This is a genomic window from Ensifer sp. B1-9, from assembly GCF_050474445.1.
Lineage (GTDB): Bacteria > Pseudomonadota > Alphaproteobacteria > Rhizobiales > Rhizobiaceae > Ensifer.
Map to the genome: position 1 here is coordinate 416,394 of NZ_JBCHVG010000002.1, position 24,941 is coordinate 441,334.

The 24,941-nt window shown below is 61.7% G+C and carries 22 protein-coding genes, 1 pseudogene and 1 riboswitch; of the genes and pseudogenes, 14 read left to right on the top strand and 9 right to left on the bottom strand.

Features of this window, described 5'->3' with window-relative positions:
* Nucleotides 1-110: 110 nt before the first annotated feature.
* Nucleotides 111-902, bottom strand: a complete 792-nt coding sequence (locus ACQ5BM_RS05225; protein WP_429808670.1) for a phenylalanine 4-monooxygenase — start codon at nucleotides 900-902, stop codon at nucleotides 111-113.
* 114 nt (nucleotides 903-1,016) lie between these two features.
* Here ACQ5BM_RS05225 and ACQ5BM_RS05230 point away from each other — a divergent pair, with 114 nt between their 5' ends.
* Nucleotides 1,017-1,490, top strand: coding sequence for an Lrp/AsnC family transcriptional regulator (locus tag ACQ5BM_RS05230; RefSeq protein ID WP_429808673.1), 474 nt, complete (start codon nucleotides 1,017-1,019; stop codon nucleotides 1,488-1,490).
* A gap of 37 nt (nucleotides 1,491-1,527) precedes the next feature.
* On the opposite strand, the gene ACQ5BM_RS05235 is transcribed toward ACQ5BM_RS05230, so the two are convergent.
* From ACQ5BM_RS05235 to ACQ5BM_RS05250, 4 genes are all read right to left on the bottom strand, one after another.
* Entirely contained in the window at nucleotides 1,528-1,866 is a 339-nt protein-coding gene (locus ACQ5BM_RS05235; protein WP_429808676.1) for an antibiotic biosynthesis monooxygenase family protein, read from the bottom strand.
* Between the two features lie 104 nt (nucleotides 1,867-1,970).
* Nucleotides 1,971-2,438 (bottom strand): 30S ribosomal protein S9, encoded by a 468-nt coding sequence (gene rpsI, locus ACQ5BM_RS05240; RefSeq protein ID WP_173516154.1) that lies wholly within the window; start codon nucleotides 2,436-2,438, stop codon nucleotides 1,971-1,973.
* A 2-nt stretch (nucleotides 2,439-2,440) separates the two neighbouring features.
* Complete coding sequence (rplM, locus tag ACQ5BM_RS05245; RefSeq protein WP_429808678.1) at nucleotides 2,441-2,905, bottom strand: 50S ribosomal protein L13; 465 nt, start codon at nucleotides 2,903-2,905, stop codon at nucleotides 2,441-2,443.
* Between the two features lie 225 nt (nucleotides 2,906-3,130).
* Nucleotides 3,131-3,562 carry a PaaI family thioesterase gene (locus tag ACQ5BM_RS05250; protein WP_429808681.1) on the bottom strand — a complete coding sequence of 144 codons (432 nt, stop codon included), beginning with the start codon at nucleotides 3,560-3,562 and terminating at the stop codon, nucleotides 3,131-3,133.
* A gap of 166 nt (nucleotides 3,563-3,728) precedes the next feature.
* On the opposite strand from ACQ5BM_RS05250, the gene ACQ5BM_RS05255 reads away from it, so the two are divergent.
* Complete coding sequence (locus ACQ5BM_RS05255; RefSeq protein ID WP_429808683.1) at nucleotides 3,729-4,550, top strand: enoyl-CoA hydratase; 822 nt, start codon at nucleotides 3,729-3,731, stop codon at nucleotides 4,548-4,550.
* A 3-nt stretch (nucleotides 4,551-4,553) separates the two neighbouring features.
* Here the strand turns inward: ACQ5BM_RS05255 and ACQ5BM_RS05260 are convergent, their stop codons facing one another.
* Entirely contained in the window at nucleotides 4,554-5,390 is an 837-nt protein-coding gene (locus tag ACQ5BM_RS05260) for an EamA family transporter (protein WP_429808686.1), read from the bottom strand.
* Between the two features lie 186 nt (nucleotides 5,391-5,576).
* On the opposite strand from ACQ5BM_RS05260, the gene ACQ5BM_RS05265 reads away from it, so the two are divergent.
* The 3 genes from ACQ5BM_RS05265 (at nucleotide 5,577) to ACQ5BM_RS05275 (ending at nucleotide 7,863) form a co-directional block, all read left to right on the top strand.
* Nucleotides 5,577-6,005 carry a CoA-binding protein gene (locus ACQ5BM_RS05265; RefSeq protein ID WP_429808689.1) on the top strand — a complete coding sequence of 143 codons (429 nt, stop codon included), beginning with the start codon at nucleotides 5,577-5,579 and terminating at the stop codon, nucleotides 6,003-6,005.
* 190 nt (nucleotides 6,006-6,195) lie between these two features.
* Nucleotides 6,196-7,479: an O-acetylhomoserine aminocarboxypropyltransferase gene (locus tag ACQ5BM_RS05270; RefSeq protein WP_429808692.1), complete on the top strand. Its 1,284-nt coding sequence runs from the start codon at nucleotides 6,196-6,198 to the stop codon at nucleotides 7,477-7,479.
* Nucleotides 7,480-7,518: 39 nt separating this feature from the next.
* Nucleotides 7,519-7,863, top strand: a complete 345-nt coding sequence (locus tag ACQ5BM_RS05275) for a cupin domain-containing protein (protein ID WP_429808695.1) — start codon at nucleotides 7,519-7,521, stop codon at nucleotides 7,861-7,863.
* Between the two features lie 35 nt (nucleotides 7,864-7,898).
* Here ACQ5BM_RS05275 and ACQ5BM_RS05280 read toward each other — a convergent pair whose 3' ends face one another.
* Complete coding sequence (locus ACQ5BM_RS05280; RefSeq protein ID WP_429808698.1) at nucleotides 7,899-9,137, bottom strand: cytochrome P450; 1,239 nt, start codon at nucleotides 9,135-9,137, stop codon at nucleotides 7,899-7,901.
* Nucleotides 9,138-9,343: 206 nt separating this feature from the next.
* On the opposite strand from ACQ5BM_RS05280, the pseudogene ACQ5BM_RS05285 reads away from it, so the two are divergent.
* From ACQ5BM_RS05285 to ACQ5BM_RS05325, 9 genes and pseudogenes are all read left to right on the top strand, one after another.
* Nucleotides 9,344-9,997, top strand: a pseudogene (locus ACQ5BM_RS05285) (VOC family protein).
* Nucleotides 9,998-10,153: 156 nt separating this feature from the next.
* A complete protein-coding gene (locus ACQ5BM_RS05290) occupies nucleotides 10,154-11,011 on the top strand; it encodes an endonuclease/exonuclease/phosphatase family protein (protein ID WP_429808700.1) in 858 nt (285 codons plus the stop codon).
* Between the two features lie 24 nt (nucleotides 11,012-11,035).
* Nucleotides 11,036-12,595: a phospholipase D family protein gene (locus ACQ5BM_RS05295; RefSeq protein ID WP_429808703.1), complete on the top strand. Its 1,560-nt coding sequence runs from the start codon at nucleotides 11,036-11,038 to the stop codon at nucleotides 12,593-12,595.
* A gap of 294 nt (nucleotides 12,596-12,889) precedes the next feature.
* Entirely contained in the window at nucleotides 12,890-13,522 is a 633-nt protein-coding gene (locus tag ACQ5BM_RS05300) for an ATP-dependent Clp protease proteolytic subunit (protein ID WP_173516165.1), read from the top strand.
* Between the two features lie 283 nt (nucleotides 13,523-13,805).
* A complete protein-coding gene (clpX, locus tag ACQ5BM_RS05305) occupies nucleotides 13,806-15,083 on the top strand; it encodes an ATP-dependent Clp protease ATP-binding subunit ClpX (RefSeq protein WP_077961578.1) in 1,278 nt (425 codons plus the stop codon).
* A gap of 369 nt (nucleotides 15,084-15,452) precedes the next feature.
* Nucleotides 15,453-17,873, top strand: a complete 2,421-nt coding sequence (gene lon / locus ACQ5BM_RS05310; RefSeq protein WP_429808707.1) for an endopeptidase La — start codon at nucleotides 15,453-15,455, stop codon at nucleotides 17,871-17,873.
* Between the two features lie 220 nt (nucleotides 17,874-18,093).
* A complete protein-coding gene (gene hupB / locus ACQ5BM_RS05315; protein ID WP_065777403.1) occupies nucleotides 18,094-18,369 on the top strand; it encodes a DNA-binding protein HupB in 276 nt (91 codons plus the stop codon).
* 124 nt (nucleotides 18,370-18,493) lie between these two features.
* Nucleotides 18,494-18,698: riboswitch (FMN riboswitch) on the top strand.
* Between the two features lie 87 nt (nucleotides 18,699-18,785).
* Nucleotides 18,786-19,691, top strand: a complete 906-nt coding sequence (locus ACQ5BM_RS05320; protein WP_429808710.1) for a DMT family transporter — start codon at nucleotides 18,786-18,788, stop codon at nucleotides 19,689-19,691.
* A gap of 76 nt (nucleotides 19,692-19,767) precedes the next feature.
* The gene (locus ACQ5BM_RS05325; protein WP_429808713.1) at nucleotides 19,768-21,975 is read left to right on the top strand and encodes an esterase-like activity of phytase family protein; all 2,208 of its coding nucleotides are present in this window, start codon (nucleotides 19,768-19,770) and stop codon (nucleotides 21,973-21,975) included.
* A 92-nt stretch (nucleotides 21,976-22,067) separates the two neighbouring features.
* On the opposite strand, the gene ACQ5BM_RS05330 is transcribed toward ACQ5BM_RS05325, so the two are convergent.
* Nucleotides 22,068-22,544: a MarR family winged helix-turn-helix transcriptional regulator gene (locus tag ACQ5BM_RS05330; RefSeq protein WP_173518111.1), complete on the bottom strand. Its 477-nt coding sequence runs from the start codon at nucleotides 22,542-22,544 to the stop codon at nucleotides 22,068-22,070.
* A 273-nt stretch (nucleotides 22,545-22,817) separates the two neighbouring features.
* Nucleotides 22,818-24,656: a HAMP domain-containing methyl-accepting chemotaxis protein gene (locus tag ACQ5BM_RS05335; RefSeq protein WP_429808715.1), complete on the bottom strand. Its 1,839-nt coding sequence runs from the start codon at nucleotides 24,654-24,656 to the stop codon at nucleotides 22,818-22,820.
* Nucleotides 24,657-24,941: the final 285 nt, after the last annotated feature.

The following is a 24,941-nucleotide window of genomic DNA, read 5'->3' on the forward strand; positions in this document are numbered from 1 at the left end:
GGGCGGGGTGGGCGCATCCTGTGCGCGCATCCCGCTCCAACGTGTGGTGGCGAGACGTTGGACAATCGTCGCCGGCAAGGCAAGGCCCCTGCCGGCCGAATCTTTCGCGATTACGAGGCCTTGGCCTCGTAGGTCGGGGCAAAGTCGCCAAGCGCCTTCGCTTCGGTGATGCGCGCGGCGACATCCTCTTCGATGATCGTTTCGAGCTGCGCGAAGCTGTCGATCACGTAATAGATCGGCTGCACGATATCGATGCGATAGGGCGTGCGCAGCACGGTCATCAGGTCGAACGGACGGAACTCGATGCCAGGGGTCTCCATCGCATTTCGTGTCTCGTTCGGCGAAGACACGATGCCGGCACCATAGCAGCGACGACCCTTCGATGTGTTGATCAGACCGAACTCGACCGTGAACCAGAAGATCCGGAACATGTGCCACGAATAGCCCTTGCCGAGCGAAGCCGCCTTTTCGCCGAAGCGACGGACGAAATTCGCGTAGCTCTGGTTGGTGAGCAGCGGGCAATGGCCGAAGACTTCGTGGAAGATATCGGGCTCTTCGATGTAGTCGATATGCTCACGCCGACGAATGAAAGTCGCCAGAGGAAACTTGCCCTGGGACAGGAGCTCGTAGAAGCGTGACGGCGGAATGAGGGCGGGAACGCCTTCCACACCGAATCCGGTAGTCTCGGCCAATCGGCGGTTCACGTCCTTCAATTGGGGCACGTGATCGGGGCCGAGGTTGAGCGTCCTTGCGCCTTCCAGATATTCGTCGCAGGCCTTGTCGGCAAGAAGCTTCATCTGCCGCTGATAGAGCTCGCCCCAGATCGCATCCTCTTCCGGGGTGTAGAGATAGGTGCCGTCAGGCTCGGGCAGCTTGGCGGTATAAGTGCTTTCCTTGGTCATGACGCCTCCTCGCTCGTCAGAACAACTTCTTCTGTTGCAATTGTATCGCGATTGGAGCGAGTATTTGTTTCACAGTTGCCAGGCTGTGGACTGTGAGCGGGAGAAAATTTCGGTATGCCGTCCGATGTGAAAGAAAATCTTCAACCATTGCGAAAGCTGTTGCGGCTGATTCAGGCCGATAGCGGCCAGTCTCTTTCGGAACTGGCGGAAAAGGCCGGCATGTCGCAAAGCTCGGCGTGGCGACGCCTGCAGGAACTGGAAGGCGACGGCGTCATCCGCAAGCGCGTGGCGCTGCTCGATCCGGCAAAGCTCGATCTCAAACTCTGCATCATCGCCCACGTGACACTCGAGGACCATCACGACGAAGCGATCGCGGCCTTCTCGGCCGTGGTGCGCGACCGGCCGGAAATCATGGAGTGTTACGCTCTGTCGGGTACGTTCGACTACATGCTGAAGATCCGCGCGGCCGACGTCGAAAGCTACGACGCCTTCATGACGCGGTATCTGATGCGCAATCCGCATGTGCGCACGGTCGTATCGAGTTTCGTGTTGCGCGAACTCAAGTCGACCACCGAATTGCCGATCTGAAGCGGCTCAAAATGAGCGCCGCACGGAGCCGCGTCGTTTAAGTGCGCTCGAATCCGTACTGCCGTTCGATCTTGCCGACCCGCACCTGATAATCCTCGTACCAACGCTCGCGGCCTATCCGCTGGGCGGCAAGATGACGGACGTTGCTTTTCCATGCCGTGATGCTCGCTTCGTCCGCCCAGTAGGAATTGGTAATGCCGAAGCCATCGGCGCCGCGCACGCTTTCGAGGCCGAGAAAGCCGGGCTGTTCGCGGGCAAGCCTCTCCATTTCCGTGCCCATGTCGTCGTAGCCGTTGTCGCCGGCCGTGCGCCGTGAGGAGAAGGTGACGATGTAATAGGGAGGCGCTGGGGTCTTGGCGACGGGGGACGTGGTCATACGCTATGCCTCGGAAGGTCGACGTTATCGGATGTTATGCTGGCGACGATAACAAAAAAGGCGGAGCAAAGCCCCGCCTTTCCAGTGTCGCAGTTTGGAAGCGATTAACGCTTCGAGAACTGGAACGAACGACGTGCCTTCGCACGGCCGTACTTCTTGCGCTCGACCACGCGGCTGTCGCGGGTGAGGAAGCCACCACGCTTCAGAACGGAGCGCAGGCCCGGTTCGAAGTAGGTCAGCGCCTTGGCAATGCCGTGACGAACGGCACCGGCCTGGCCGGAGAGACCACCGCCAGCAACGGTCGCGTCGATGTCGAACTGGCCGTCACGGGCAGCAGCGACGATCGGCTGCTGCAGGATCATCTGCAGAACCGGACGGGCGAAGTAAGCCGAGTAGGGCTTGCCGTTGATGGTGATCTTGCCGGAGCCCGGCTTGACCCATACGCGGGCGACAGCGTCCTTACGCTTGCCGGTCGCGTAGGAGCGACCCTGGGCGTCGACCTTCTTGACGTGAACCGGAGCAGCCGGTTCCGCGGTCGTGGCGATGTCCTTGAGAGCGGAAAGGTCAGCCATTATCAGGCGCTCCTTGTGTTCTTGCTGTTCAGCTTGGCGACGTCGAGGACGGCCGGCTGCTGTGCTTCATGCGGGTGGTTGGCGCCTGCGTAAACGCGCAGGTTCTTCATCTGGCGACGGCCGAGCGGACCACGCGGAACCATGCGCTCGACGGCCTTCTCGATGACGCGCTCCGGGAAGCGGCCTTCGATGATCTGGCGAGCGGTGCGCTCCTTGATGCCGCCGGGGTAGCCGGTGTGCCAGTAGTACTTCTTGTCGGTGTACTTCTTGCCCGTCAGAACTGCCTTCTCGGCGTTGATGACGATGACGTTGTCGCCGTCGTCAACATGCGGGGTGAAGGTAGCTTTGTGCTTGCCGCGCAGGCGGTTTGCGATGATGGAAGCGAGGCGACCGACAACGAGGCCTTCGGCGTCGATGATGATCCACTTCTTCTCCACCTCTGCAGGCTTCTGAACGAAGGTTGCCATATCAAAACTCTTTCTTTGGACCCGAGCGGCGAACCGCCGGGCGTTTCTTGTTGCTTGGTTTTGGCCGGTCTCCCGGACAAAAGAAGAAAGCGGCCCTTGAGGACCGCGATCTGCGGCAGCTTATACGCAAGTGCGAAACAAGCGTCAAGAACGCGAAATCAGCGTTCTGGAAATAAAGTCAAGCAAAAACAATAGGTTATTATTATGGTATTTTGATACCACAAATTAGCGCGGTGGAATCGAATAGGTCGCCGTTGCATGCGCGACGAGATCGTCACTGCCGACCTTGACGATCGATGCGTCGAGAACGGCCAGCCGCTTGCCGAGTTTCAGGATCCGGCAGGTGCATTCGAGCGGTTCCGGCTCGGGCTTGCGCAGGAAATTGATGTTGAGATTGGTGGTGACTGCAAGCGCGATCGGTCCGATATGGGCGATCAGCGCGATATAGGCGGAAACGTCGGCAAGCGCGAAGAGGGTAGGGCCCGAGACGGTGCCGCCCGGGCGGATGTGCCGCTCGTTCGGATCGAGCCGCATCGTGGCAAAGCTGGGGCCGACCGCCGTGACATGAAAGACCTTGCCGTCGGTGTGGACCTGCGGAAAATCCGTGTCGAGAAACCGGTTGAGGTCGTCGACGGTCATGATCGGCTCGATGGTCATTCATTGCATCCTTCAACATATCTGCCGCCACCTGAAACCGACCGGCGGCCGGACGCAAGGCGGAAAAAGGTCTTAGACGGGATGCGCCGCTGGTTCTCCCGCCAGCTTGCGCCGCACGCGCGTCCGGCGTACCACCAAGCCCGAGTTCACGTTTCAGGAGAAGATCATGGCCGAGGTCGTATCGTTCAGGAAGGAAGAGCCGAACGGGATGCTGCTGCGCGAACGCTCCGGGCCGGTGTTGCGGCTGACGCTTAACAATCCGCCGGCCAACGTGCTTTCGATCGCCATGATGGAGGCCTTGCACGCGGAGTTCGACGCAATCGCCGCTTCCAAGGAAATCAAGGTCGTCGTGCTTGCCGCTTCGGGCAAACTCTTTTCCGCCGGCCACGATCTCAAGGAAATGACTGTTCATCGCGAGGACGACGATCGGGGCAGAGCCTTCTTCGAACAGACGATCCGCATGGCCGCTGAGTTGATGCTGAAGATCAACCGGCTGCCGCAGGCGGTGATTGCCGAGATCGACGGGCTTGCGACGGCGGCCGGCTGCCAGCTTGTGGCAAGCTGCGACCTGGCGATCTGCACCGACAGCTCCACCTTCTGTACGCCCGGCGTCAATATCGGCCTCTTCTGCTCGACGCCGATGGTCGCGCTCACGCGTGCGGCGCATCGCAAGCAGGCGATGGAGATGCTCTTGACCGGCGAGACCATCGACGCCTCGACCGCCAAGGATTTCGGCCTCGTCAACCGCATCGTGCCGCAGCAATATCTGCGCCAGGTCGTCGACAAATATGCCGCGGTGATCGCGTCGAAGTCGCCGCAGGCGCTGAAGATCGGCAAGGAGGCCTTCTATCGCCAGGCCGAGATGGACCTGCCGGATGCCTATGACTACGCCGTCGGCGTCATGGTCGAGAACATGCTGGCCCGCGATGCCGAGGACGGTATCGGTGCCTTCCTCGGCAAGCGCATGCCGGAATGGAAGGACGACTGACGGTCAGGCGAGCTTCAAGAGCAGCGCGCCGAGTGCAATGACGCAGGCAGCGGCGATGCGCCAGACGCTGACCGGTTCCTTGAGGAACACGACCGAGATGACCACCGCAAAAAGGATCGACGTCTCGCGGAGCGCCGCGACGGTGGCGACCGGCGCCTTGGTCATCGCCCAGAGCGCCAGGCCGTAAGCGCCGATCGACCCGGCGCCGCCGATGAGTCCGCGCCACCAGTTCTTGTAGACGTGGCGGGCGACCGGCTTGATGCCGCGTCGGGCGAAGGCCCAGGTGAAGAGCAGCGCTGGCGGCAGCAGGGCCATCCACAGCGTGTAGGAAATCGCATTGCCCGAGATGCGCGCGCCGATGCCGTCGACATAGGTGTAGCAGGCGATGACGCAGGCGTTGAGGAGGGCGAGCACGATCGCGTGTTTCCCGCCCTTTCGCGACTCGAAGGCGAGTGTCAGGACGCCGGCCGAGATCGTCAGAATGCCGATCATCGTACCGAACGAAAGCTGCTCGCCGATCAAGGCACCGCTGGTGGCCGCGACGATCAAGGGCGCGGTGCCGCGCATCAGGGGATAGACGAGACCGATGTCGCCGGCGCGATAGGAGGCGGCGACAAGCTGGAAATAGGCGAACTGGAACAGCGCCGAAACCAGGATGTAGGGCCAGGCTTCCGGTTTCGGCAGGGGCAGGAAGGGCAGGAAGGGGATTGCCACGGCGGCGGCCCCGAGCGCGATCATTGCTGCGTCGAGCGATTTTTCCGAGCCTGCCTTGACCAGGGCATTCCAGGTCGCGTGCAACAACGCCCCGAACAGGACGAGCGCAATGACTTCAACGGGCAAGATGGGACCTCGGAAACGATGTGGCAGGCTTTATGACGCTTGTCGCGCCGCTCGGCCGTAAATGCAATCGGAAAGTGTCGCGGCGGCGGTCGTCTTGAGCGACACGCGGGAAGTATGGAGCGCGCAGTTGACTTGCCGGGTCCCGGCATCATTATACGGCCGTTACAATGGACCCCGTAGCCTTAGATGAACCACGACGCCTATCCGGACTACTATCTCGCCGACATCCTGCGCGAGACCAAGACGATCGCCCTCGTCGGTGCCTCACCGAATGCCGAGCGACCGAGCCATCGGGTCATGGCGTTCCTGTTGCGCAAGGGCTATCGGGTGATCCCGATCAATCCCGGTCACGTCGGCAAGACCTTACTCGGCCAGACGGTTGTCGGCAGGCTGGCCGACGTCAAGGAACCGATCGACATGGTCGACGTCTTCCGCGCGGCCTATGCCTTGCCGGCGCTCGTCGACGAGATCCTGGCGCTTGACCGATTGCCGAAGGTGATCTGGGGCCAGCTCTCCGTGCGCCACGACGGCGCAGCGGCAAAAGCGGAAGCTGCCGGGATCAAGGTGGTGATGGACCGCTGTCCGGCGATCGAGTATCCGCGGCTGATCGGCTGAGATAGGGCACGGTCCGCACAACCGTCAGTTTCGCAAAAATCCTCTTTGACCGCACACGTAGGCTCTGGAATAGTGCCGCCACCTCCGCGCTGGCCGCGGAGGGTCGATTGCGGGTCACACACAGATTCAAAGTGATAGGGCGTCCTCGGCGCGCCGGCTGGCGCGGCGCTCGGGTCATGGGAGGTACGAAATGACGAAAGACAATCCTGGTTTCAACACGCTCGCAATCCACGCCGGAGCGCAGCCTGATCCGACCACGGGGGCGCGGGCGACGCCGATCTACCAGACGACGAGCTTCGTCTTCAACGATACCGACCATGCCGCGGCGCTTTTCGGTCTCCAGCAGTTCGGCAACATCTACACCCGCATCATGAACCCGACCCAGGCTGTGCTGGAAGAGCGCATCGCTGCGCTCGAAGGCGGCACGGCGGCGCTGGCGGTTGCCTCCGGCCATGCGGCACAGTTGCTCGTCTTCCACACGATCATGAGCCCAGGCGACAACTTCGTCGCGGCCAACCGGCTCTATGGCGGCTCGGTCAACCAGTTCGGCCATGCCTTCAAGTCCTTCGACTGGCAGGTGCGCTGGGCCGATCCGAGCGACCCGGCCTCCTTCGAGGCGAAGATCGATCGGCGCACCAAGGCGATCTTCATCGAAAGCCTCGCCAATCCCGGCGGCACCTTCGTCGACATCGCCGCGATCGCCGAGATTGCCCGCAGGCACGAATTGCCTCTGATCGTCGACAACACCATGGCGACGCCCTACCTGCTGCGGCCGCTGGAGCATGGCGCCGATATCGTCGTGCATTCGCTGACGAAGTTCATCGGCGGCCATGGCAATTCGATGGGTGGCGTCATCGTCGACGGCGGCACTTTCGACTGGTCGAAGTCCGGCAAGTATCCGATGCTTTCGGAGCCGCGTCCGGAATATGCCGGCGTCGTCCTGCACCAGGCCTTCGGCAATATCGCCTTTGCGATTGCCGCCCGTGTCCTGGGCCTGCGCGATTTCGGCCCGGCAATCTCGCCGTTCAATGCCTTCATGCTCGTGACCGGTGCCGAGACCCTGCCTCTGCGCATGCAGCGCCATTGCGACAACGCGCTTGCGGTCGCCAAGTGGCTGAAGACGCACGACAAGGTGTCGTGGGTAAGCTATGCCGGGCTTGAGGACGACCCCAACCACGCGCTTCAGCAGCGCTATTCGCCGAAGGGGGCTGGCGCCGTTTTTACCTTCGGTCTCAAGGGTGGCTACGAGGCCGGCAAGCGCTTCGTCGAGGGGCTGGAAATGTTCTCGCATCTCGCCAATATCGGCGACACGCGCTCGCTCGTCATTCACCCGGCCTCGACCACCCATCGGCAACTGACGCCCGAGCAACAGGTGGCGGCCGGTGCCGGACCGGATGTCGTCCGTCTCTCGGTCGGCATCGAGGACGTCTCCGACATCATCGCCGATCTCGAGCAGTCGCTGGCCAAGCTCTGAAACAGGAGGGGAGGCGACGCCTCCCGCGAAGGTGCCAAAATGACGAAAATGCAGAAATTCGATCTGTCTTCCGTCGAGGCGGAAACCGGTACGCCGGCCGCCGACCGGCTGATTTCCGGGGTGCCGCAATTCCGGACCTGGAACCTGGAGGAGGCCGAGGGCGGCCTCTACGCCGGGGTATGGGAATCGACGCCGGGCAAATGGCGGATCGTCTACGAGGAGTGGGAATATTTCCACATCATCTCCGGCTATTCGATCGTCACGCAGGATGGTGGCGAGGCGGCGCATCTGCGTGCCGGCGACAGCATGATCCTGCGCCCCGGTTTCGAAGGCACCTGGGAAGTCGTCGAGACCACGCGCAAGGATTACGTCATCCGCCTTTGATCGCCGCAGCACCGGAGACAGGGCTTCGGTGCGGCTCACCAGACCAGGTCGAGGCGCTCCAGTCCGTGGAAATGGAACGCATCCTTCACCTCGGGTTCGTTCTTCAGCCGCATGTTCGGCAGCCGCCGAAACAGGATCGGCAGCGATAGATTGAGTTCAAGCCGGGCCAGCGGCGCGCCGATGCAGAAATGCAGGCCGGCGCCGAAGGAGACGTTGGCGCCTTCGTCACGCGTCGGCCGAAACACATTCGGGTCCGTGAACTTTTTCGGGTCGACATTGGCCGCCCCGAGCAAAAGGCCGATCTTGTCACCCTTTCGAAGCGTGATGCCGTCACCGAGCTCGACGTCCGTCAGGGCATAACGCTGGAAAATATGCAGCGGTGCCGCAAAGCGCAGACACTCCTCGATCGTCAGCGCCGTTGCCGCTTCCGTGGCAAACAGGTCCGTGGCAGAGAGTCCGGATTGCAGGATGGTTTTGACCGCATTGCCGATCTGATGCACCGTCGCTTCGTGACCGGCATTGAGGAGCAGGGCGGTGGTCGAGACCAGTTCGGCCTCGGAAAGCCGCTCGCCATCCTTTTCCGAGGTGATCATGTGGCTCAGCAGATCATCGGCGGGATTGTGGCGTTTCTCCGCGATGATGTTTTTGAGGTAGGCGGCAAAGTCGGCGGAAGCCCGGTTGGCGTCGAGTTCGGTCTCGTGGCTCGGGTTGAAGACATACATCCGGACCATGCGGTGCGACCAGTCGAGAAGATCGGGTGCCGCCTCGACGGGTATGCCGAGCATGCGGGCGATGATCGTCACCGGGATCGTTTCGGCATAGGTCTTGAGCAATTCGACTTCACCATTGCGCTCGAAACCGTTGATCAGGGCATGCGACAGCCGTTCGATATCCGGTCTCAACTGTTCGATCTGCCGCGAGACGAAGGCGCGGTTGACGAGTGTACGCAGGCGCGTGTGTGCCGGCGGTTCGAGCTCCAGCAGCGAATGCTCCTCGAGCGCGTCGAAATCCTTCAAATGCGGCTTCGGTGCCGGAAGGCCAACCTCTTCGCGCGTCGCCACATGCAGAATCTGCCGGCCGAAACGCCGGTCGCGCAGCAGCGTGTTCACCTGGTCGTAGCCAGCGAAATACCATTGTTGCCGCTCTTCCCAGAAGAAGGCCGGGCATTGCGCGTGGATCTCGGCATAGGCGGCGAGTGGATCACGGTAGAACGCGGGATCGCGCGCGTCGATGGAAACGCGCCTTTGGGCGCCATTAATAGTTATACCAGGCATGCAACGGGCTCTTCGCAGGATTTGACCGAGATCTATTTCTACGGGAATCGTCGTTCGACCGGCAAGTGCAGACATCCCTCCGGCCGCCGGCACGGCGTTGACAGGGCCGGCGATGGCAGTCAATTTCGTGAGACTGCGTAGGGCGCATCGGCCGGAGGCTGAAAGGGCAATGCCCGCCTATGGATGACATGCCGTTAGTTGCGCCGATGCCAAACCTTGAAAACCTGAAGAGCAGGCGAAGCAGCACCTCAAATGGCATCGCGAACGGTACCATCCGGTCGCGGCCCAGAGCAGGGCTGCCTTGCCGCGTTACCGGGAAATTGATGACGACGCCATTCTCAAGGCGGAGTTCAAGCTTGCCGACGCGCAGGAACTGATTGCGCGCCAATCCGGATTTGACAGTCGGCAGGCGCTCAATTCAGGAGCCCTGACAAGGACCGCGCAGTCAAGTCCCACGACTTCGCGGCCGGTGCTGCAATCGATCGCCGCGCAACTGTTCGTTGCCGATATCAAGGCCGCGTGCGACTTCTACGCAGAGAAACTCGGCCTTGCCGTCGATTTCGCCCATGGCGATCCGCCCTTCTATGGGCAGATGACTCGGGACAGTGCCCAGGCCCGCCTTCCGTCTCGTTTGCGAGCCGGTCTTCGCCGGCGACATCCGGCAGCGCGAAGACCTGCTTTCGGCTGTCATCACAGTCGAAACCGCCAATGACATCAAGCGATTGTTCCTGACGTACTAGGCTGCAGGCGTGCATTTTCACCAGCGGCTGCGGATGGAACCCTGGGGTGCCCGCACCTTCATCGTGCTCGATCCGGACGGAAATTTGGTCCTGTTCGCTGGGCCGGCCGATTGGTCGTGAACGGCTAAAATGGATGCCCGCGCTGCTCCTGCCGTTTCGGCATCCATCCGGTCTTTGCCGCAATGCGGTTGCGAAACAACTTCCGCCTTCCACCCTTTTTCGGTGGCGCCGGGCGACCTATTTGCGCAATGATGCGGGCAGCAGGCAGGGAGCGGCATGGCAAAAAACCAGTCCAGTCTATCGGCGGGGATCGTGGCGGCGATCCGCAAGCGGCGCCCCACGGTCGTCCATCGCGAAACCGCGGTGAACCGCGGCGACATCGTCATCGCCTCCTATAACATCCACAAATGTGTCGGCACGGACGGGCGGTTCGATCCCGGGCGGACGGCCCATGTGATCGGCGAGCTGGGTGCCGATATCGTTGCGCTTCAGGAGGCGGACCAGCGGTTCGGGGAGCGCGCCGGGCTTCTCGATCTCGACCACCTCCGCCGTGAAGCCCACCTCGTCTCGGTGCCGATCTCCGGGTTTTCCGCGAAGGGGCATGGGTGGCACGGCAATGTGCTGCTGCTGCGCGAGGGAGCGGTTTCGGACGTGCGGCAACTGAAACTGCCGGGCGTCGAGCCGCGCGGTGCCCTCGTCGTCGATCTCGACCTGAAGGTCGGCCCATTGCGCATCATCGCCGCCCATCTCGGCCTTCTCAGGCATTCCCGCGCTCAACAGGCCGAGGCAATCCTCGAGGCGGCGGCCGATGCGAACGGGCGGCCGACCTTGCTGATCGGCGATCTCAACGAGTGGCGCATGGGTCGGCGCTCGTCGCTGTCGTTCCTCAGTCCGGTTTTCGATCCGTCGCATGCCACGGTCGCGAGCTTTCCGTCGCGCTTTCCCCTGCTTCCGCTCGATCGTGTGCTTGGCAATCCACACCACCTGGTAACCTCGGTCGCCGTACATGACTCACCGCTTGCGCGGATCGCCTCGGACCATCTGCCGATAAAAGCCTCGATCGCGTTGAAGGCTGCCCAGCAGGAGCACCGAGACGGAAATCGGGTCGATGCCGGTCGCACGGGATCGGCCTGACGTCAGGCGCGGGGCGAGCTTTCGATGTTGTCCTTCGTCCTGATCGTCGTCGCTATCATCGTCGGTGTGGTCGTTTCGGCCGTCCTCTACATCTACGGCCGGTTCGGGCGGCGCCCGCATGGGCTGCCGTCGACCGCGCTGCCGGTGGCCGAGGCTGGAACCGAACTCGATCGGCATCTGGCGCCGCTTCTTGCAGCCCATCCAGCGGCAAATGGCGTGTCGCTCGTCTCCGACAATATCGAGGCTCTGGTGGTGCGCGCGCATGCGGCGCGGCGCGCCGGTCGAAGCCTCGATCTGCAGTATTACTATTGGAAGGATGACCTGACCGGTCTTCTGCTGGCTCGCGAGATCCTGGCCGCCGCCGACAGGGACGTGCGTGTCCGGCTGCTGCTCGACGACATCAATGCCGGCATTCACGATCGCATGTGCATCGCGCTTGACGCCCACCCCAATATCGACGTGCGGCTCTTCAACCCGAGCCGGGCGCGGACCGATCGCTTTCGTCGCGGCTTCGAAATGGCGATCCGTGCCTTCAGCGCCACCCGCCGCATGCACAACAAGCTGTGGGTGGCGGACGGTCGCATCGCCATCGCCGGTGGACGCAACATCGGCGACGCCTATTTCGACGCTGCCGAACTCTCCAACTTCCGCGACCTCGACGTCTGGATGGTGGGGCCGGTGCTGGAGCAGGCGTCTGCCATGTTCGACCGCTATTGGAACAGCGCCTCGGTTCTCCCGATCGCGGCGCTGCGCACACCGCGCAAGCAATATCTGCCGGCGCTCCGCGACGCCGTCGACGGGCTTGCCCGGACGCCGGCGGGCCGGTTCTACATCGAACGCATCGACAGCGCGGTCAAGGAGGCCGACATCTATCACGGCTCGCGGCGCCTTCACTGGAGTTCGGAGATCCGCCTGGTATCGGACCCGCCGGAAAAGGCGCTGATGCAGCGGCGCCAGAACTGGTTGCTGCGTGAGCTCTTCCCGTTGATAGAGGCGGCCGCGAGGGATCTCAGGATCATTTCACCTTATTTCATTCCCGGCGTTGCCGGGACGCGCGAGCTTACCTCCATTGCGGCGCGGGGCGCGCGCGTCTCGGTGCTGACCAACTCTCTTGCTGCGACGGATGTCGCAGCCGTTCACGGCGGGTACGTCAAGTATCGCGGCAAACTCGTGCGCGCCGGCGTGGAACTCTTCGAATTGAAGGAACAGGGCGATGTCGCCGAAGGACATCGCATGTCGTTGTTCGGCGCGCGCAATGCGAGCCTGCATAGCAAGGCTTTCGTTGTCGATGGCCGACACGGCTTCGTCGGCTCGATGAACTTCGATCCGCGCTCCGCATCGCTCAACACGGAAATGGGCGTGGTGTTTGCGGACGAGGCTCTTGCCGGCGAACTCGCCGGCATGTTCGAGGAGGAGACTTCGCCGTCGATCAGCTATCGGCTCGGAATGGACGGCTCACGGCTTGTCTGGCGTGATCGCGCCAACGGTTCCGAGAGGCTGCTGCGGCACGAGCCGGATGCCAGCCTTGCGAGGCGTTTGATGGCCAACCTGATCCGAATTCTGCCGATCGAGTCCCAGCTCTGACGAAGCGATGGATCGGCTGCATGATTTGCCGTTCGTTTACCGAGGTCATCGAACCCTGTGCGAAACGCTCGATCGCGGCGGGCTTGCGCCGCGCTTATCGGCGAAAAAAGGCTCTATTGACAACCATGTGTGGAGGAGTGCCGGACTTCGCAGCAAAGCGGGGCGTTCGATTAAGGTTATCGAAGCTTCGCGACTTGAAGTGAAGGGTGTTGACACTCTATGTAGGAGCAGAAGGTAAATCCCGTGATTCCCGGTTCGCAAAGGTTTTGCGAGCCCGATTGATGAAGGTTCGATATGAGAAATCCCGTTGATACCGCACTGGCACTGGTGCCGATGGTTGTTGAGCAGACCAACCGCGGTGAACGTTCCTACGATATCTTTTCGCGCCTTCTGAAGGAGCGCATCATCTTCGTCACCGGTCCGGTCGAAGATCAGATGGCGACGCTCGTCTGCGCCCAGCTCCTCTTCCTCGAAGCCGAAAACCCGAAGAAGGAAATCGCGCTCTACATCAATTCCCCGGGCGGCGTCGTCACCTCGGGTATGGCGATCTACGACACGATGCAATTCATCAAGCCTGCGGTCTCGACGCTCTGCGTCGGCCAGGCAGCCTCCATGGGGTCTCTGCTTTTGGCGGCCGGCCATAAGGACATGCGTTTTGCGACGCCGAATGCGCGCATCATGGTTCACCAGCCCTCGGGCGGTTTCCAGGGCCAGGCCTCCGACATCGAGCGCCATGCCCGCGACATCCTCAAGATGAAGCGCCGCCTCAACGAGGTCTATGTCAAGCATTGCGGTCGGACTTACGAGGAAGTCGAACAGACGCTCGATCGCGACCATTTCATGAGCGCGGACGAGGCTCTGGACTGGGGTATCGTCGACAAGGTACTGACCTCGCGCGAAGAGATCGAAGGCGCCGAGCAGGCCTGATAACGCGCTTTTGTGTCGCGATAGATGTAATTGTGACACAATTGTAATGGCTCAAGGGCTTTATCGACAGGGTAAAGCCGTTAATATGGACCGTTAATGCTATGTTGGATTCTGAGGGCATAGTGTTCGGATGAGTTGGGAGAGTCGTTGCAGCCGTATCGGGCGTGTCCGTGCCGATGCGGTAAGTACTCCCGGAAGCCCTGCATGAGGATAGGCTACAGGGCGAATTGAGTGGTCCGCGATACTTTTCTTGAAGTGTCCGGCGTGCTGGAAGGAAGTGGAAATGAGCAAGGTCAGCGGAAGCAACGGCGGTGACTCGAAGAATACGCTTTATTGTTCGTTCTGCGGCAAAAGCCAGCACGAAGTCCGTAAGCTGATTGCCGGACCGACCGTCTTCATCTGCGATGAATGCGTCGAACTGTGCATGGACATCATTCGCGAAGAGAACAAGACCTCGATGGTCAAGTCCCGCGACGGTGTGCCGACCCCTCAGGAAATCATCAAGGTTCTCGACGAATACGTCATCGGCCAGCAGCAAGCCAAGCGTATCCTGTCGGTCGCCGTACACAACCATTACAAGCGCCTGGCGCACGCCGCCAAGGGCAGCGATGTCGAACTGGCGAAGTCGAACATCATGCTCGTCGGCCCGACCGGTTGCGGCAAGACCTATCTCGCCCAGACGCTCGCCCGCATCATCGACGTGCCGTTCACCATGGCGGACGCCACGACGTTGACCGAGGCCGGTTATGTCGGTGAGGACGTCGAAAACATCATCCTCAAGCTGCTCCAGGCTGCCGACTACAACGTCGAGCGCGCCCAGCGCGGCATCGTCTACATCGACGAAGTCGACAAGATTTCGCGCAAGTCCGACAACCCGTCGATCACCCGCGACGTTTCGGGCGAGGGCGTGCAGCAGGCGCTGCTGAAGATCATGGAAGGCACGGTTGCATCGGTACCGCCGCAGGGTGGCCGCAAGCATCCGCAGCAGGAATTCCTGCAGGTCGACACGACCAACATCCTGTTCATCTGCGGTGGCGCTTTTGCCGGCCTCGACAAGATCATCTCCGCCCGCGGCGAGAAGACCTCGATCGGCTTCGGCGCCACGGTTCGTGCGCCGGAAGACCGTCGCGTTGGCGAAGTACTGCGCGAACTGGAGCCGGAAGATCTCGTCAAGTTCGGCCTGATCCCGGAATTCATTGGTCGTCTGCCGGTCCTGGCAACGCTCGAAGACCTCGACGAGGACGCGCTGATCCAGATCCTGTCGGAGCCGAAGAACGCGCTCGTCAAGCAGTACCAGCGCCTGTTCGAGATGGAAGACGTGGAGCTCACCTTCCATGAAGACGCGCTGCGCGAGATTGCCCGCCGGGCGATCGTGCGCAAGACCGGTGCTCGCGGCCTTCGCTCGATCATGGAAAAGATCCTGCTCGACACCATGTTCGAGCTGCCGACGCTTGAGGGCGTGCGCGAAGTGGTCATCTCCGACGAGGTGGTCAAGGGTGCAGCGCGGCCGCTCTACATCTACTCCGAGCGGTCTGACGAAAAGACCAACGTTTCAGCCTGAGAAAGCTGAATTATCGTTTGAGAAGCCCGCCTTGTGCGGGCTTTTTCATGTTTGCGCACTTAGCTGTTGAGACTAAGGGGCGGCAGCGCAGATTTCACAATTCGATTGTTGCTAAAGTGTCCCAAACAACGCAATGATGTGACGATTCAATGAAGGACCTTTGTCGTTGCGCGTCCTTGAGCCTCGTTCTCCGTCGCAAGGCCCGCAACAGAAATGATGCGTAGTCAGAAGGACCCGGCCACGGTGGGTGTCGCGTCAGCCTTGAAATGGACGCGGTCGCACTCCACTTTCATGTGGAAAATATGACAGCCGGGAGTGCCTGCGGGGCTCCCGGGAACGGGCCCGAAATCGGGACGGAAAGGAAATGACATGACGAACAAAACGTCACCGGCGACTGAAAGCGCGACCTACCCGGTCCTGCCGCTCCGCGACATCGTAGTCTTCCCGCACATGATCGTGCCGCTCTTCGTCGGCCGTGAAAAGTCGATCCGTGCGCTTGAGGAAGTCATGGGTACCGACAAGCAGATCATGCTTGCCACCCAGATCAACGCCACCGACGACGATCCGGAACCGTCCGCGATCTATGACGTCGGCACCATCGCCAATGTCCTGCAATTGCTGAAGCTGCCCGATGGCACCGTCAAGGTGCTGGTCGAAGGCCGTGCGCGCGCCAAGATCGACGGCTACACGCCGCGCGAAGAGTTTTATGAGGCTTCGGCGCATACGCTGAACGAACCGGAAGAAGATCCGGTCGAGATCGAGGCGCTGAGCCGCTCGGTCGTTTCCGAGTTCGAAAGCTATGTGAAGCTCAACAAGAAAATCTCCCCCGAGGTCGTCGGCGTCGCCAGCCAGATCGAAGACTATTCGAAGCTCGCGGATACGGTCGCTTCGCATCTGTCGATCAAGATCGTCGAGAAGCAGGAAATGCTGGAGACCACCAGCGTGAAGATGCGCCTCGAAAAGGCGCTCGGCTTCATGGAAGGTGAGATTTCCGTCCTGCAGGTCGAAAAGCGCATCCGCTCGCGCGTCAAGCGCCAGATGGAGAAGACCCAGCGCGAATACTACCTCAACGAACAGATGAAGGCGATCCAGAAGGAACTCGGCGACGGCGAAGATGGCCGCGACGAGATGGCCGAGATCGAGGAACGCATCGCCAAGACGAAGCTTTCCAAGGAAGCGCGCGAAAAGGCTGACGCGGAACTCAAGAAGCTGCGCCAGATGAGCCCGATGTCCGCGGAAGCGACCGTGGTTCGCAACTATCTGGATTGGTTGCTCGGCCTGCCCTGGGGCAAGAAGTCGAAGATCAAGAGCGACCTGAACCATGCCGAGGACGTGCTCAACACGGATCACTTCGGTCTCGACAAGGTCAAGGAACGCATCGTCGAATATCTCGCCGTGCAGGCGCGTTCGTCGAAGATCAAGGGCCCGATCCTGTGCCTCGTCGGCCCTCCGGGCGTCGGCAAGACCTCGCTCGCCAAGTCGATCGCCAAGGCGACCGGCCGCGAATATGTGCGCATGGCGCTGGGCGGCGTTCGTGACGAAGCCGAGATCCGCGGCCACCGCCGTACCTATATCGGCTCCATGCCGGGCAAGGTCGTCCAGTCGATGAAGAAGGCGAAGCGGTCCAACCCGCTGTTCCTGCTCGACGAAATCGACAAGATGGGCCAGGACTTCCGCGGCGATCCGTCGTCGGCTCTGCTCGAGGTGCTGGATCCGGAACAGAACTCGACCTTCATGGACCACTACCTGGAAGTCGAATACGACCTGTCCAACGTGATGTTCATCACCACGGCCAACACGCTGAACATTCCGGCGCCGTTAATGGACCGCATGGAAGTGATCCGCATCGCCGGCTATACCGAAGAGGAAAAGCTGGAGATCGCCAAGCGGCATCTGCTGCCGAAGGCGATCCGCGACCACGCGCTGCAGCCGAAGGAGTTCTCCGTGAGCGACGGGGCCCTGATGGCGGTCATCCAGACCTACACGCGGGAAGCCGGCGTCCGTAACTTCGAGCGTGAATTGATGAAGCTCGCCCGCAAGGCGGTAACCGAGATCATCAAGGGCAAGACCAAGACGGTCGAAGTCACGGCGGACAACATCAACGACTACCTGGGTGTGCCGCGCTTCCGTCACGGCGAAGCCGAACGCGACGATCAGATCGGCGTGGTCACGGGTCTTGCCTGGACCGAGGTCGGCGGCGAACTGCTGACGATCGAAGGTGTCATGATGCCCGGCAAGGGCCGCATGACGGTCACCGGCAACCTGCGTGACGTGATGAAGGAATCGATTTCGGCGGCGGCGTCCTATGTCCGTTCGCGGGCGATCGATTTCGGCATCGAGCCTCCGCTGTTCGACAAGCGCGACATCCACGTGCACCTGCCGGAAGGCGCAACGCCGAAGGATGGTCCGTCGGCTGGTGTCGCCATGGCGACCGCGATCGTATCGATCATGACCGGCATCCCGATCTCCAAGGATGTGGCGATGACCGGCGAGATCACGCTGCGCGGCCGGGTGCTGCCGATCGGCGGTCTCAAGGAGAAGCTGCTCGCAGCGCTCCGGGGTGGCATCAAGAAGGTGCTGATCCCCGAAGAGAACGCCAAGGATCTCGCCGAGATCCCGGACAACGTGAAGAACGCGCTCGAAATCATCCCGGTTTCGCGGATGGGCGAAGTGCTCGAACACGCTCTGGTGCGCAGGCCGGAGCCGATCGACTGGGACCCGGCAAACGAGCCGGCGACCGTCGCAGCGGTTGATTCGCAGGACGAAGCGGGTTCTTCGATCGCCCACTAAAAAGTGCCGGGCAATGGGCGCCGCGCCCTCACGCGGCGCCGATTTTGCAGAAAAATTGGGAAGACCGGCCTCTGGCCGGTCTTTTTTGTTGTAAAAGCACGCCGCAAGCCTTGCATTCCAAGGGATTAGGCGCAATTGGGAAAGGCAAGACGCGGGCGATGCGCAAGCCGCCGCGCCTTAAAACACAGTCGTTTCGAACCAATCTGAAAGGGGTGGAAACATGAACAAAAATGAGCTCGTGTCTGCCGTTGCTGAGAAGGCCGGACTTTCCAAGACCGACGCATCTTCTGCAGTTGATGCAGTTTTCGAGACCATCCAGGGCGAGCTGAAGAACGGCGGCGACATTCGCCTGGTCGGCTTCGGCAACTTCTCGGTTTCGCGCCGCGAAGCCTCGAAGGGCCGCAACCCGTCCACGGGTGCGGAAGTTGATATCCCGGCTCGCAACGTGCCGAAGTTCACGGCCGGCAAGGGCCTGAAGGACGCCGTCAACGGCTGATCAGATTTGCTTGGCGGCCGGACACGAGGCCGGCAGTCCAGGTATTCGAGGGTTCGGCGAAAGCCGGACCCTTTTGCATTTCAGGGGCAGCCCTTGCAGCCTCCCGCCATTTGCTCTACGGCTTGCCCATTCTCAGGGCGGGGTGAAAGTCCCCACCGGCGGTAAGGGCACGACAGCGCCGCGCGTCCTTCAAGGCGCGCCAAGGTTGCTGTAACGCTAAGCGGTGGCCCAAGCCCGCGAGCGCCTTTCTCCTGGAACAGGGGGAGGGGTCAGCAGATCCGGTGCAACTCCGGAGCCGACGGTCATAGTCCGGATGAAAGAGAATGGTCGTCGGCACGAAGGGCAGGGCTGCCCGGCGTCGTGCCGTGCGCTCATGCGTCCTGATTTGTGTTTGTCCGTTTCTCAGGGTGCATGACATGAATCAGACTTCCCTCGGTTTTTCCTCCTCGCGTGCCATGGCCGGAGCCGGCTTCATGGTGCTGGCCGGCATAGCCTTCGCCGGCCTCAACGTCGTGACCCAATGGCTGACGATGACGCTCGGCTTTCCCGCCGCCGCCACGGCCTTCTGGCAATATGCCTTCGCCTTCCTGTTTTCCCTGCCGTTCCTGCGCCGTGCCGGACTTTCGGCGATGCGCACCGATTACCCTTGGCGCCACGCGGTGCGTGTGGCGCTCGCCGCCTTCGGCGTCGGGGCCTGGGTCTCCGGCCTCGCTCACGTGCCGATCTGGCAGGCGATCGCCCTGGTCATGACCTCGCCGTTCTTCATCATCCTTGGCGCTCGCCTGTTTCTTGGCGAGCGCGTCGGCCCGGCGCGCTGGACCGCGACGGCGGTCGGATTTGCCGGCGCCATGATCATTCTCGAACCCTGGTCGGACAGCTTCACCTGGGCGGCCCTGCTGCCGATCCTCTCCGCGTTGCTGTGGGGCGCGTCGTCACTCATCACGAAGAGCCTGACGAGCAGCGAGCGTCCCGAAACGATCACCATCTGGCTGCTTGTCCTCCTGACCCCGATCAATGGTGCCATAGCGCTGACGGCTGGTTTTGCGGTTCCGGACGGCGCGGCACTCGGCCTTCTCGTGCTCGCCGGAGTTCTGACAGTTTTCGCGCAGTATCTGCTGACACTGGCCTACACGGTTGCTGACGCAGCCTATGTGCAGCCCTTCGATGATCTGAAGCTGCCGCTCAATGTTTTCGCCGGCTGGCTGGTCTTTGGCTACGCGCCGACCGGCTATCTCTGGATCGGTGCCGTGCTGATCCTCGCAGCCTCGCTGTTCATCATGCGCAACGAGATCAGGCGCGAGCGGGAGACCGCCGCCGCCTGAGTGGTGCAAAACCGTTCGGCTGTCATTCGGCTGTCATCCCCATCGCGCAGAAACCCCATGTTTTTCAGTAGTGTCCATGGGGGATTTTATGACCAATGCATCGCGCGTGGCGGCACTTGCCGCCGTCCTTCTTGCATCCGCGGTTTTTCCCGCGGCGGCCGAGCCCGTATTCAACCGGATTGCATCCTTCGCTGTTGCCGACAATCTGCCTGAAGGCGACGCGCGCAAGGCGCCGACGTCCGCCGAGATCATTGCGGCCAGCGAGGACGGCAATACGCTGATCTACTCGGACAGCCCGGGCAAGCGCGTCGGCCTGATCGACATCACCGATGCCAAGGCGCCGAAGGCTGCCGGCACGATCTCCTTCGATGGTGAGCCGACCTCCGTCACCGTTGCCGGCGCCAAGGCGCTCGTTGCGGTCAACACGCGCGAAAGCTTCGTCAAGCCTTCCGGTCTTCTCGCTGTGGTCGATCTCGCTTCGAAGAAGGTTGAGGCAACCTGTGACCTCGGCGGTCAGCCGGACTCGGTCGCCGTCAACAAGGATCGCACGCTTGCAGCGATCGCCATTGAAAACGAGCGTGACGAGGACGTGAACGAAGGCAAGATCCCGCAGATGCCGGCCGGCGACCTGGTCATCCTGTCCCTGAAGGACGGCGTTGCCGATTGCGGCGCGCTGAAGCGTGTGACGCTGACAGGTCTTGCCGAAATCGCCGGCGAGGATCCGGAGCCGGAATTCGTCTCCTTCAACAGCAAAGACGAGATTGCGCTGACGCTGCAGGAAAACAACCACATCGTCATCATCGACGGCAAGACCGCGACGGTGAAGACGCATTTCTCCGCCGGCACGGTTGACCTCAAGGACATCGACACCAAGCGCAACGGTGCGATTGCCTTCAAGGACGAACAGCCGGGCCGCAAGCGCGAGCCGGATGCGGTGAAGTGGCTCGATGACAACCGGATCGTCGTGGCCAACGAAGGCGACTACGAAGGCGGTTCGCGCGGCTTCACGATCTTCGATACGACCGGCAGGGTCCTCTACGAATCGGGTGCGAGCTTCGAGCATGCCATTGCCGCGATCGGCCACTATCCGGAGAAGCGTTCTTCTGCCAAGGGCGTCGAGCCCGAGGGCCTGGACGCAGCGAAGTTCGGTGACGACAACCTGTTCTTCCTGCTCTCGGAGCGTGCTTCGGTCGTTGGCGTCTACAAGGACACCGGTGCGGAGCCTGAACTGCTGCAGTTGCTGCCGTCGGGCATCTCGCCGGAAGGCGCCGTCGCTATTCCGTCGCGCAATCTGCTCGCGACCGCAAACGAAGTCGATCTCGTCGAGGACGGCGGCGCGCGTTCGCACGTGATGATCTACGAGCGCGGCGAGGGCGAGGCAGCCTATCCGCAGATCCGCTCCGCTGAGAAGGACGACCTGCCGATCGGCTTTGGCGCACTCTCCGGTCTCGCCGCCGTCGCGGACAAGCCAGGTTTCCTGCGCGCCGTCAACGACTCGGTCTTCTCGTCCCAGCCGACGATCTTCACGATCGACGCAACGCAGAAGCCGGCCCTCATCACCGAAACGCTCACGATCACCCGGGACGGCGCGCCGGCTCAGAAGCTCGACATCGAGGGCATCGCCAATGACGGGGAAGGGGGCTTCTGGCTCGCATCCGAGGGCAACTCCGACAAGCTCTACAATCACGCAATCTTCCACGTGAACAAGAAGGGCGAGATCAAGAAGGAAATCGCCCTGCCTGAAGCGCTGCGTGTCGGCGAAACCCGCTTCGGCTTCGAAGGCATCACTGTCGTTGGCGAAGGTGACGATCAGACGCTGTGGATGGCTGTCCAACGCGAATGGAAGGATGACGAGAAGGGTTTCGTCAAGCTCGTTTCCTATAAGCCGAAGAGCGAAGAGTGGGGCGCCGTGCGCTACCCGCTGGAAAAGGCCGGTGACGGCTGGGTCGGCCTCTCGGAAATCTCCGTTCATGGCGACTACGCCTATGTCATCGAGCGCGACAACCTGATCGGCCAGGCAGCCAAGCTCAAGAAGATCTACCGGGTGGCGTTGACGGAACTGAAGCCGGCAGCACTCGGTGGCGAACTGCCGGTCGTCAAGAAGGAAGAGGTACGTGACCTCATTCCGGACCTGAAGGCGCTGAACGGCTACGTCGTCGACAAGGTCGAAGGTTTCACCGTCGACGCCGGCGGCAACGGCTACGTCGTCACCGACAATGACGGTGTCGACGACTCCTCCGGCGAGACCCTGTTCTTCTCCATCGGCGCTATCAACGCGATGTAAGCGTTACGCCCGGAGAAAACGGAAGAGGCCGGGATATGACGTCCCGGCCTCTTTCAATTTCGGCACTGCGTGACCCGATCGAGGAGCCGCCATTAGCGGGCGACAGCGATCTGTGCTGCCTCTTCGGCTTCATCCTTGCGCTTGCGGATCTCGTCCGTCCTGTCCACCAGCTTGCCGACGATGTCGTAGAGGGCGTCGAGTTCCTCGTCGTCGAGCGCCGAGAAGATTTCCTCGAGCAGCTGCTTGCGTGGATGTTCGGCGGCCTCGAGAACGATGCGCCCGGTTTCGGTGATCGAGACGATCTTTGCGCGCCGATCTTCCGGGTCCGGTTTGCGCATGACCAGGCGGTCACGTTCGAGACCGTCGATGGCTTCGGTAACCGTGCGCGGCGCGAAGTTCAGCGCGCAGGCAATATCGGTCGAGCGACAGGGACCGAGCTTGCTGAGGAAGAAGAGGAACTTGCTGCGTGCCAGCGATACGCCTTCTTCGGTCATCGATTCGTTCACCAGCCGGTGGACCCGATGGTAGAGCTCGAACAGTCTGTCGGAAACTTCGAATGTCTTCTTCATGATCGTCATTGGAATTTCATGAGGTGCCATGTGAAATGGCAGTAACATTAGTGATAGTTATAATTACCGCATTTGTCGACACAAACCTCCGGGACTTCACGGTAAGCACCCGACAGGCAAAGAAACGGCCGCCGTTTCCGGCGGCCGTTTCTGTTGGTTCGTCATGGTTTTCGTAACCCGAACATCGGTTACAAATCGCTCGTCCACTTCACGGTCGATTGCGATGTCTCCGGCGCGAGCCCGCGAAAAACCAGGTTCGGACCTGCGCGATGGTTATGCCGCCCGGCGGGTCGAGCCGGCGGACGGCGCGTAGCCGTAGGCCTGGGCTTCTTCCAGGGTGAAGCGGGCGATCAGATCTCGCAGGCGGCCAGCTTCCTGGGCAAGCGTGGCGCTTGCCGCATTGGCTTCCTCGACCATCGCGGCATTCTGCTGCGTCACCTGATCCATCTGGTTCACGGCCATGTTGACCTCCGACAGTCCCGCGGACTGCTCCTGCGCCGAGACGGCGATCGCATCCATGTGCTGGTTGATCGTGACGATGAAACCTTCAATGGTGCGGAGAGCCTCGCCGGTTTCGCGCACGAGCCGGACACCACTCTCGACTTCGACGGCGGAGTTGCGGATCAGATCCTTGATCTCCTTGGCCGCATTGGCCGAGCGCTGGGCAAGTTCGCGCACTTCCTGGGCGACGACGGCAAAACCCTTGCCGGCATCACCGGCGCGGGCCGCTTCGACGCCGGCATTCAGCGCCAGGAGGTTCGTCTGGAAGGCGATCTCGTCGATGACGCCGATGATGTTCGAGATCTGGCTCGACGAATGCTCGATCCGGCCCATGGCATCGACGGCGCCCGAGACGATCGCGCCGGACTTGCGGGCGCTTTCGTTTGCCTGGCTGGCCACGGCGCGGGCCTCGTTGGTGCGCTTCGACGAATTGCCGACATTGACGGTGATCTGGTCGAGGGCGGCGGCGGTCTCTTCCAGCGAAGCGGCCTGCTGCTCGGTCCGGCGCGACAGGTCGTCGGCGCTCTGGCTGACTTCGCGCGCACCGCTGTCGATGCTGCCGGAGCTGGCCGAAACGGCGGCAAGCGTGTCGGCAAGCTGGGCGACGGCCTGGTTCAGGTCGTGGCGGAGCTGCTCGAAATCAGGCGCGAAAGGCTCGTTGAGCTGGAAGGCGAGATCGCCGGAGGCCAGGCGGCGCAGACCGCCGGCCAGGCCCGCCGTCGCTTCCTGGAGACGGCGCTGAGCTGCGGCCTCCGCTTCTTCGGTCAGACGCAGGCGATCGGCCTCGGCGCGTGCGCGCTGCGCCTCAGCATCCGCTTCGAGTTGCTGGTTGGTGATTGCCGCCTGACGGAAGACTTCGACGGCACGAGCCATCTCGCCGATTTCGTCCTTGCGGGCGCCGTAGGGGATGTTCCTGTCCGTGTCGCCCTCCGCAAGGCGCGCCATCGAACGGGTAATGATCTGGATCGGACGAGCGATACCGCGCACGGCATAGAGAATGGCGCCGATCACGATGATGGCAGCGACAGCGATGACGGCCATCTCGATCTTGCGGATCTGGTCATGCGTTGCCGAGCTTGCGGCAACCGCGGCATCGGCTCCGGCGACGTTGAGGGCGCGCACTTCCTTGATCGCCTCGTCGACCTTCTGCTCCGTTTCACGCATCTCGACCTTGAAGACGCTCTGCGCCTTCATGTTCTCGAGGTTGTTGGAGAGCTTGACCATGCCATCTGCGATGGAGAGGTAGGCCTGGTAGGCAGCGCGCACTTTTTCCAGCGCTGCCTTGTCGGCGTCCGTCACCATCAGCGCCGCATAGTCGTCGGCGAGCTTGTTGAAGCCTTCGACGGTCTGGCCGATGACTTTTTCCGCGGCCTTCTTCTCGAAGGGCGTCAGCGAGATCAGGTGGCGCGCAAACGCCATGCGCGTGTCGGAAAGCTGGGTTTCGAGCGCGCGGGAAAGCGAGACACGCGGCAGCCAGGTGGTGGCGATCTCGTTGTTGCGCTCGTTCATCATCTTGATGCCGCCGAGCGAGGAGACCGCAAGCGCCGCGACAATGACGGCGACCACGAGGAAAAGGGCAATGAGCGTGTGTGAAATCTTGAGCCGTGACATAGGTTCCCCCCGGAAGGACGGCCGTCCATAAAGCTGTACTTGATGAAGTCGTTCCGGCTCTTGATCGTCATGACGGAGCGGATGCCGAAGCAGGAATCATTCCGGTGCCTGGACGCGCTCTGAGCGCAGCCGGCGGAAACCTAGCGAACAAGATGTTACAAAAACCCTAAGCGATTAAAGTGAGTATAATCTGATATTTGCAGGTACTCGGACGGTGCGGTTGATCGTTTGGTTTCGTCAATCTTCACGGGGATCTTCTGTATTAGTCTCGGCTTTACTTGGCTG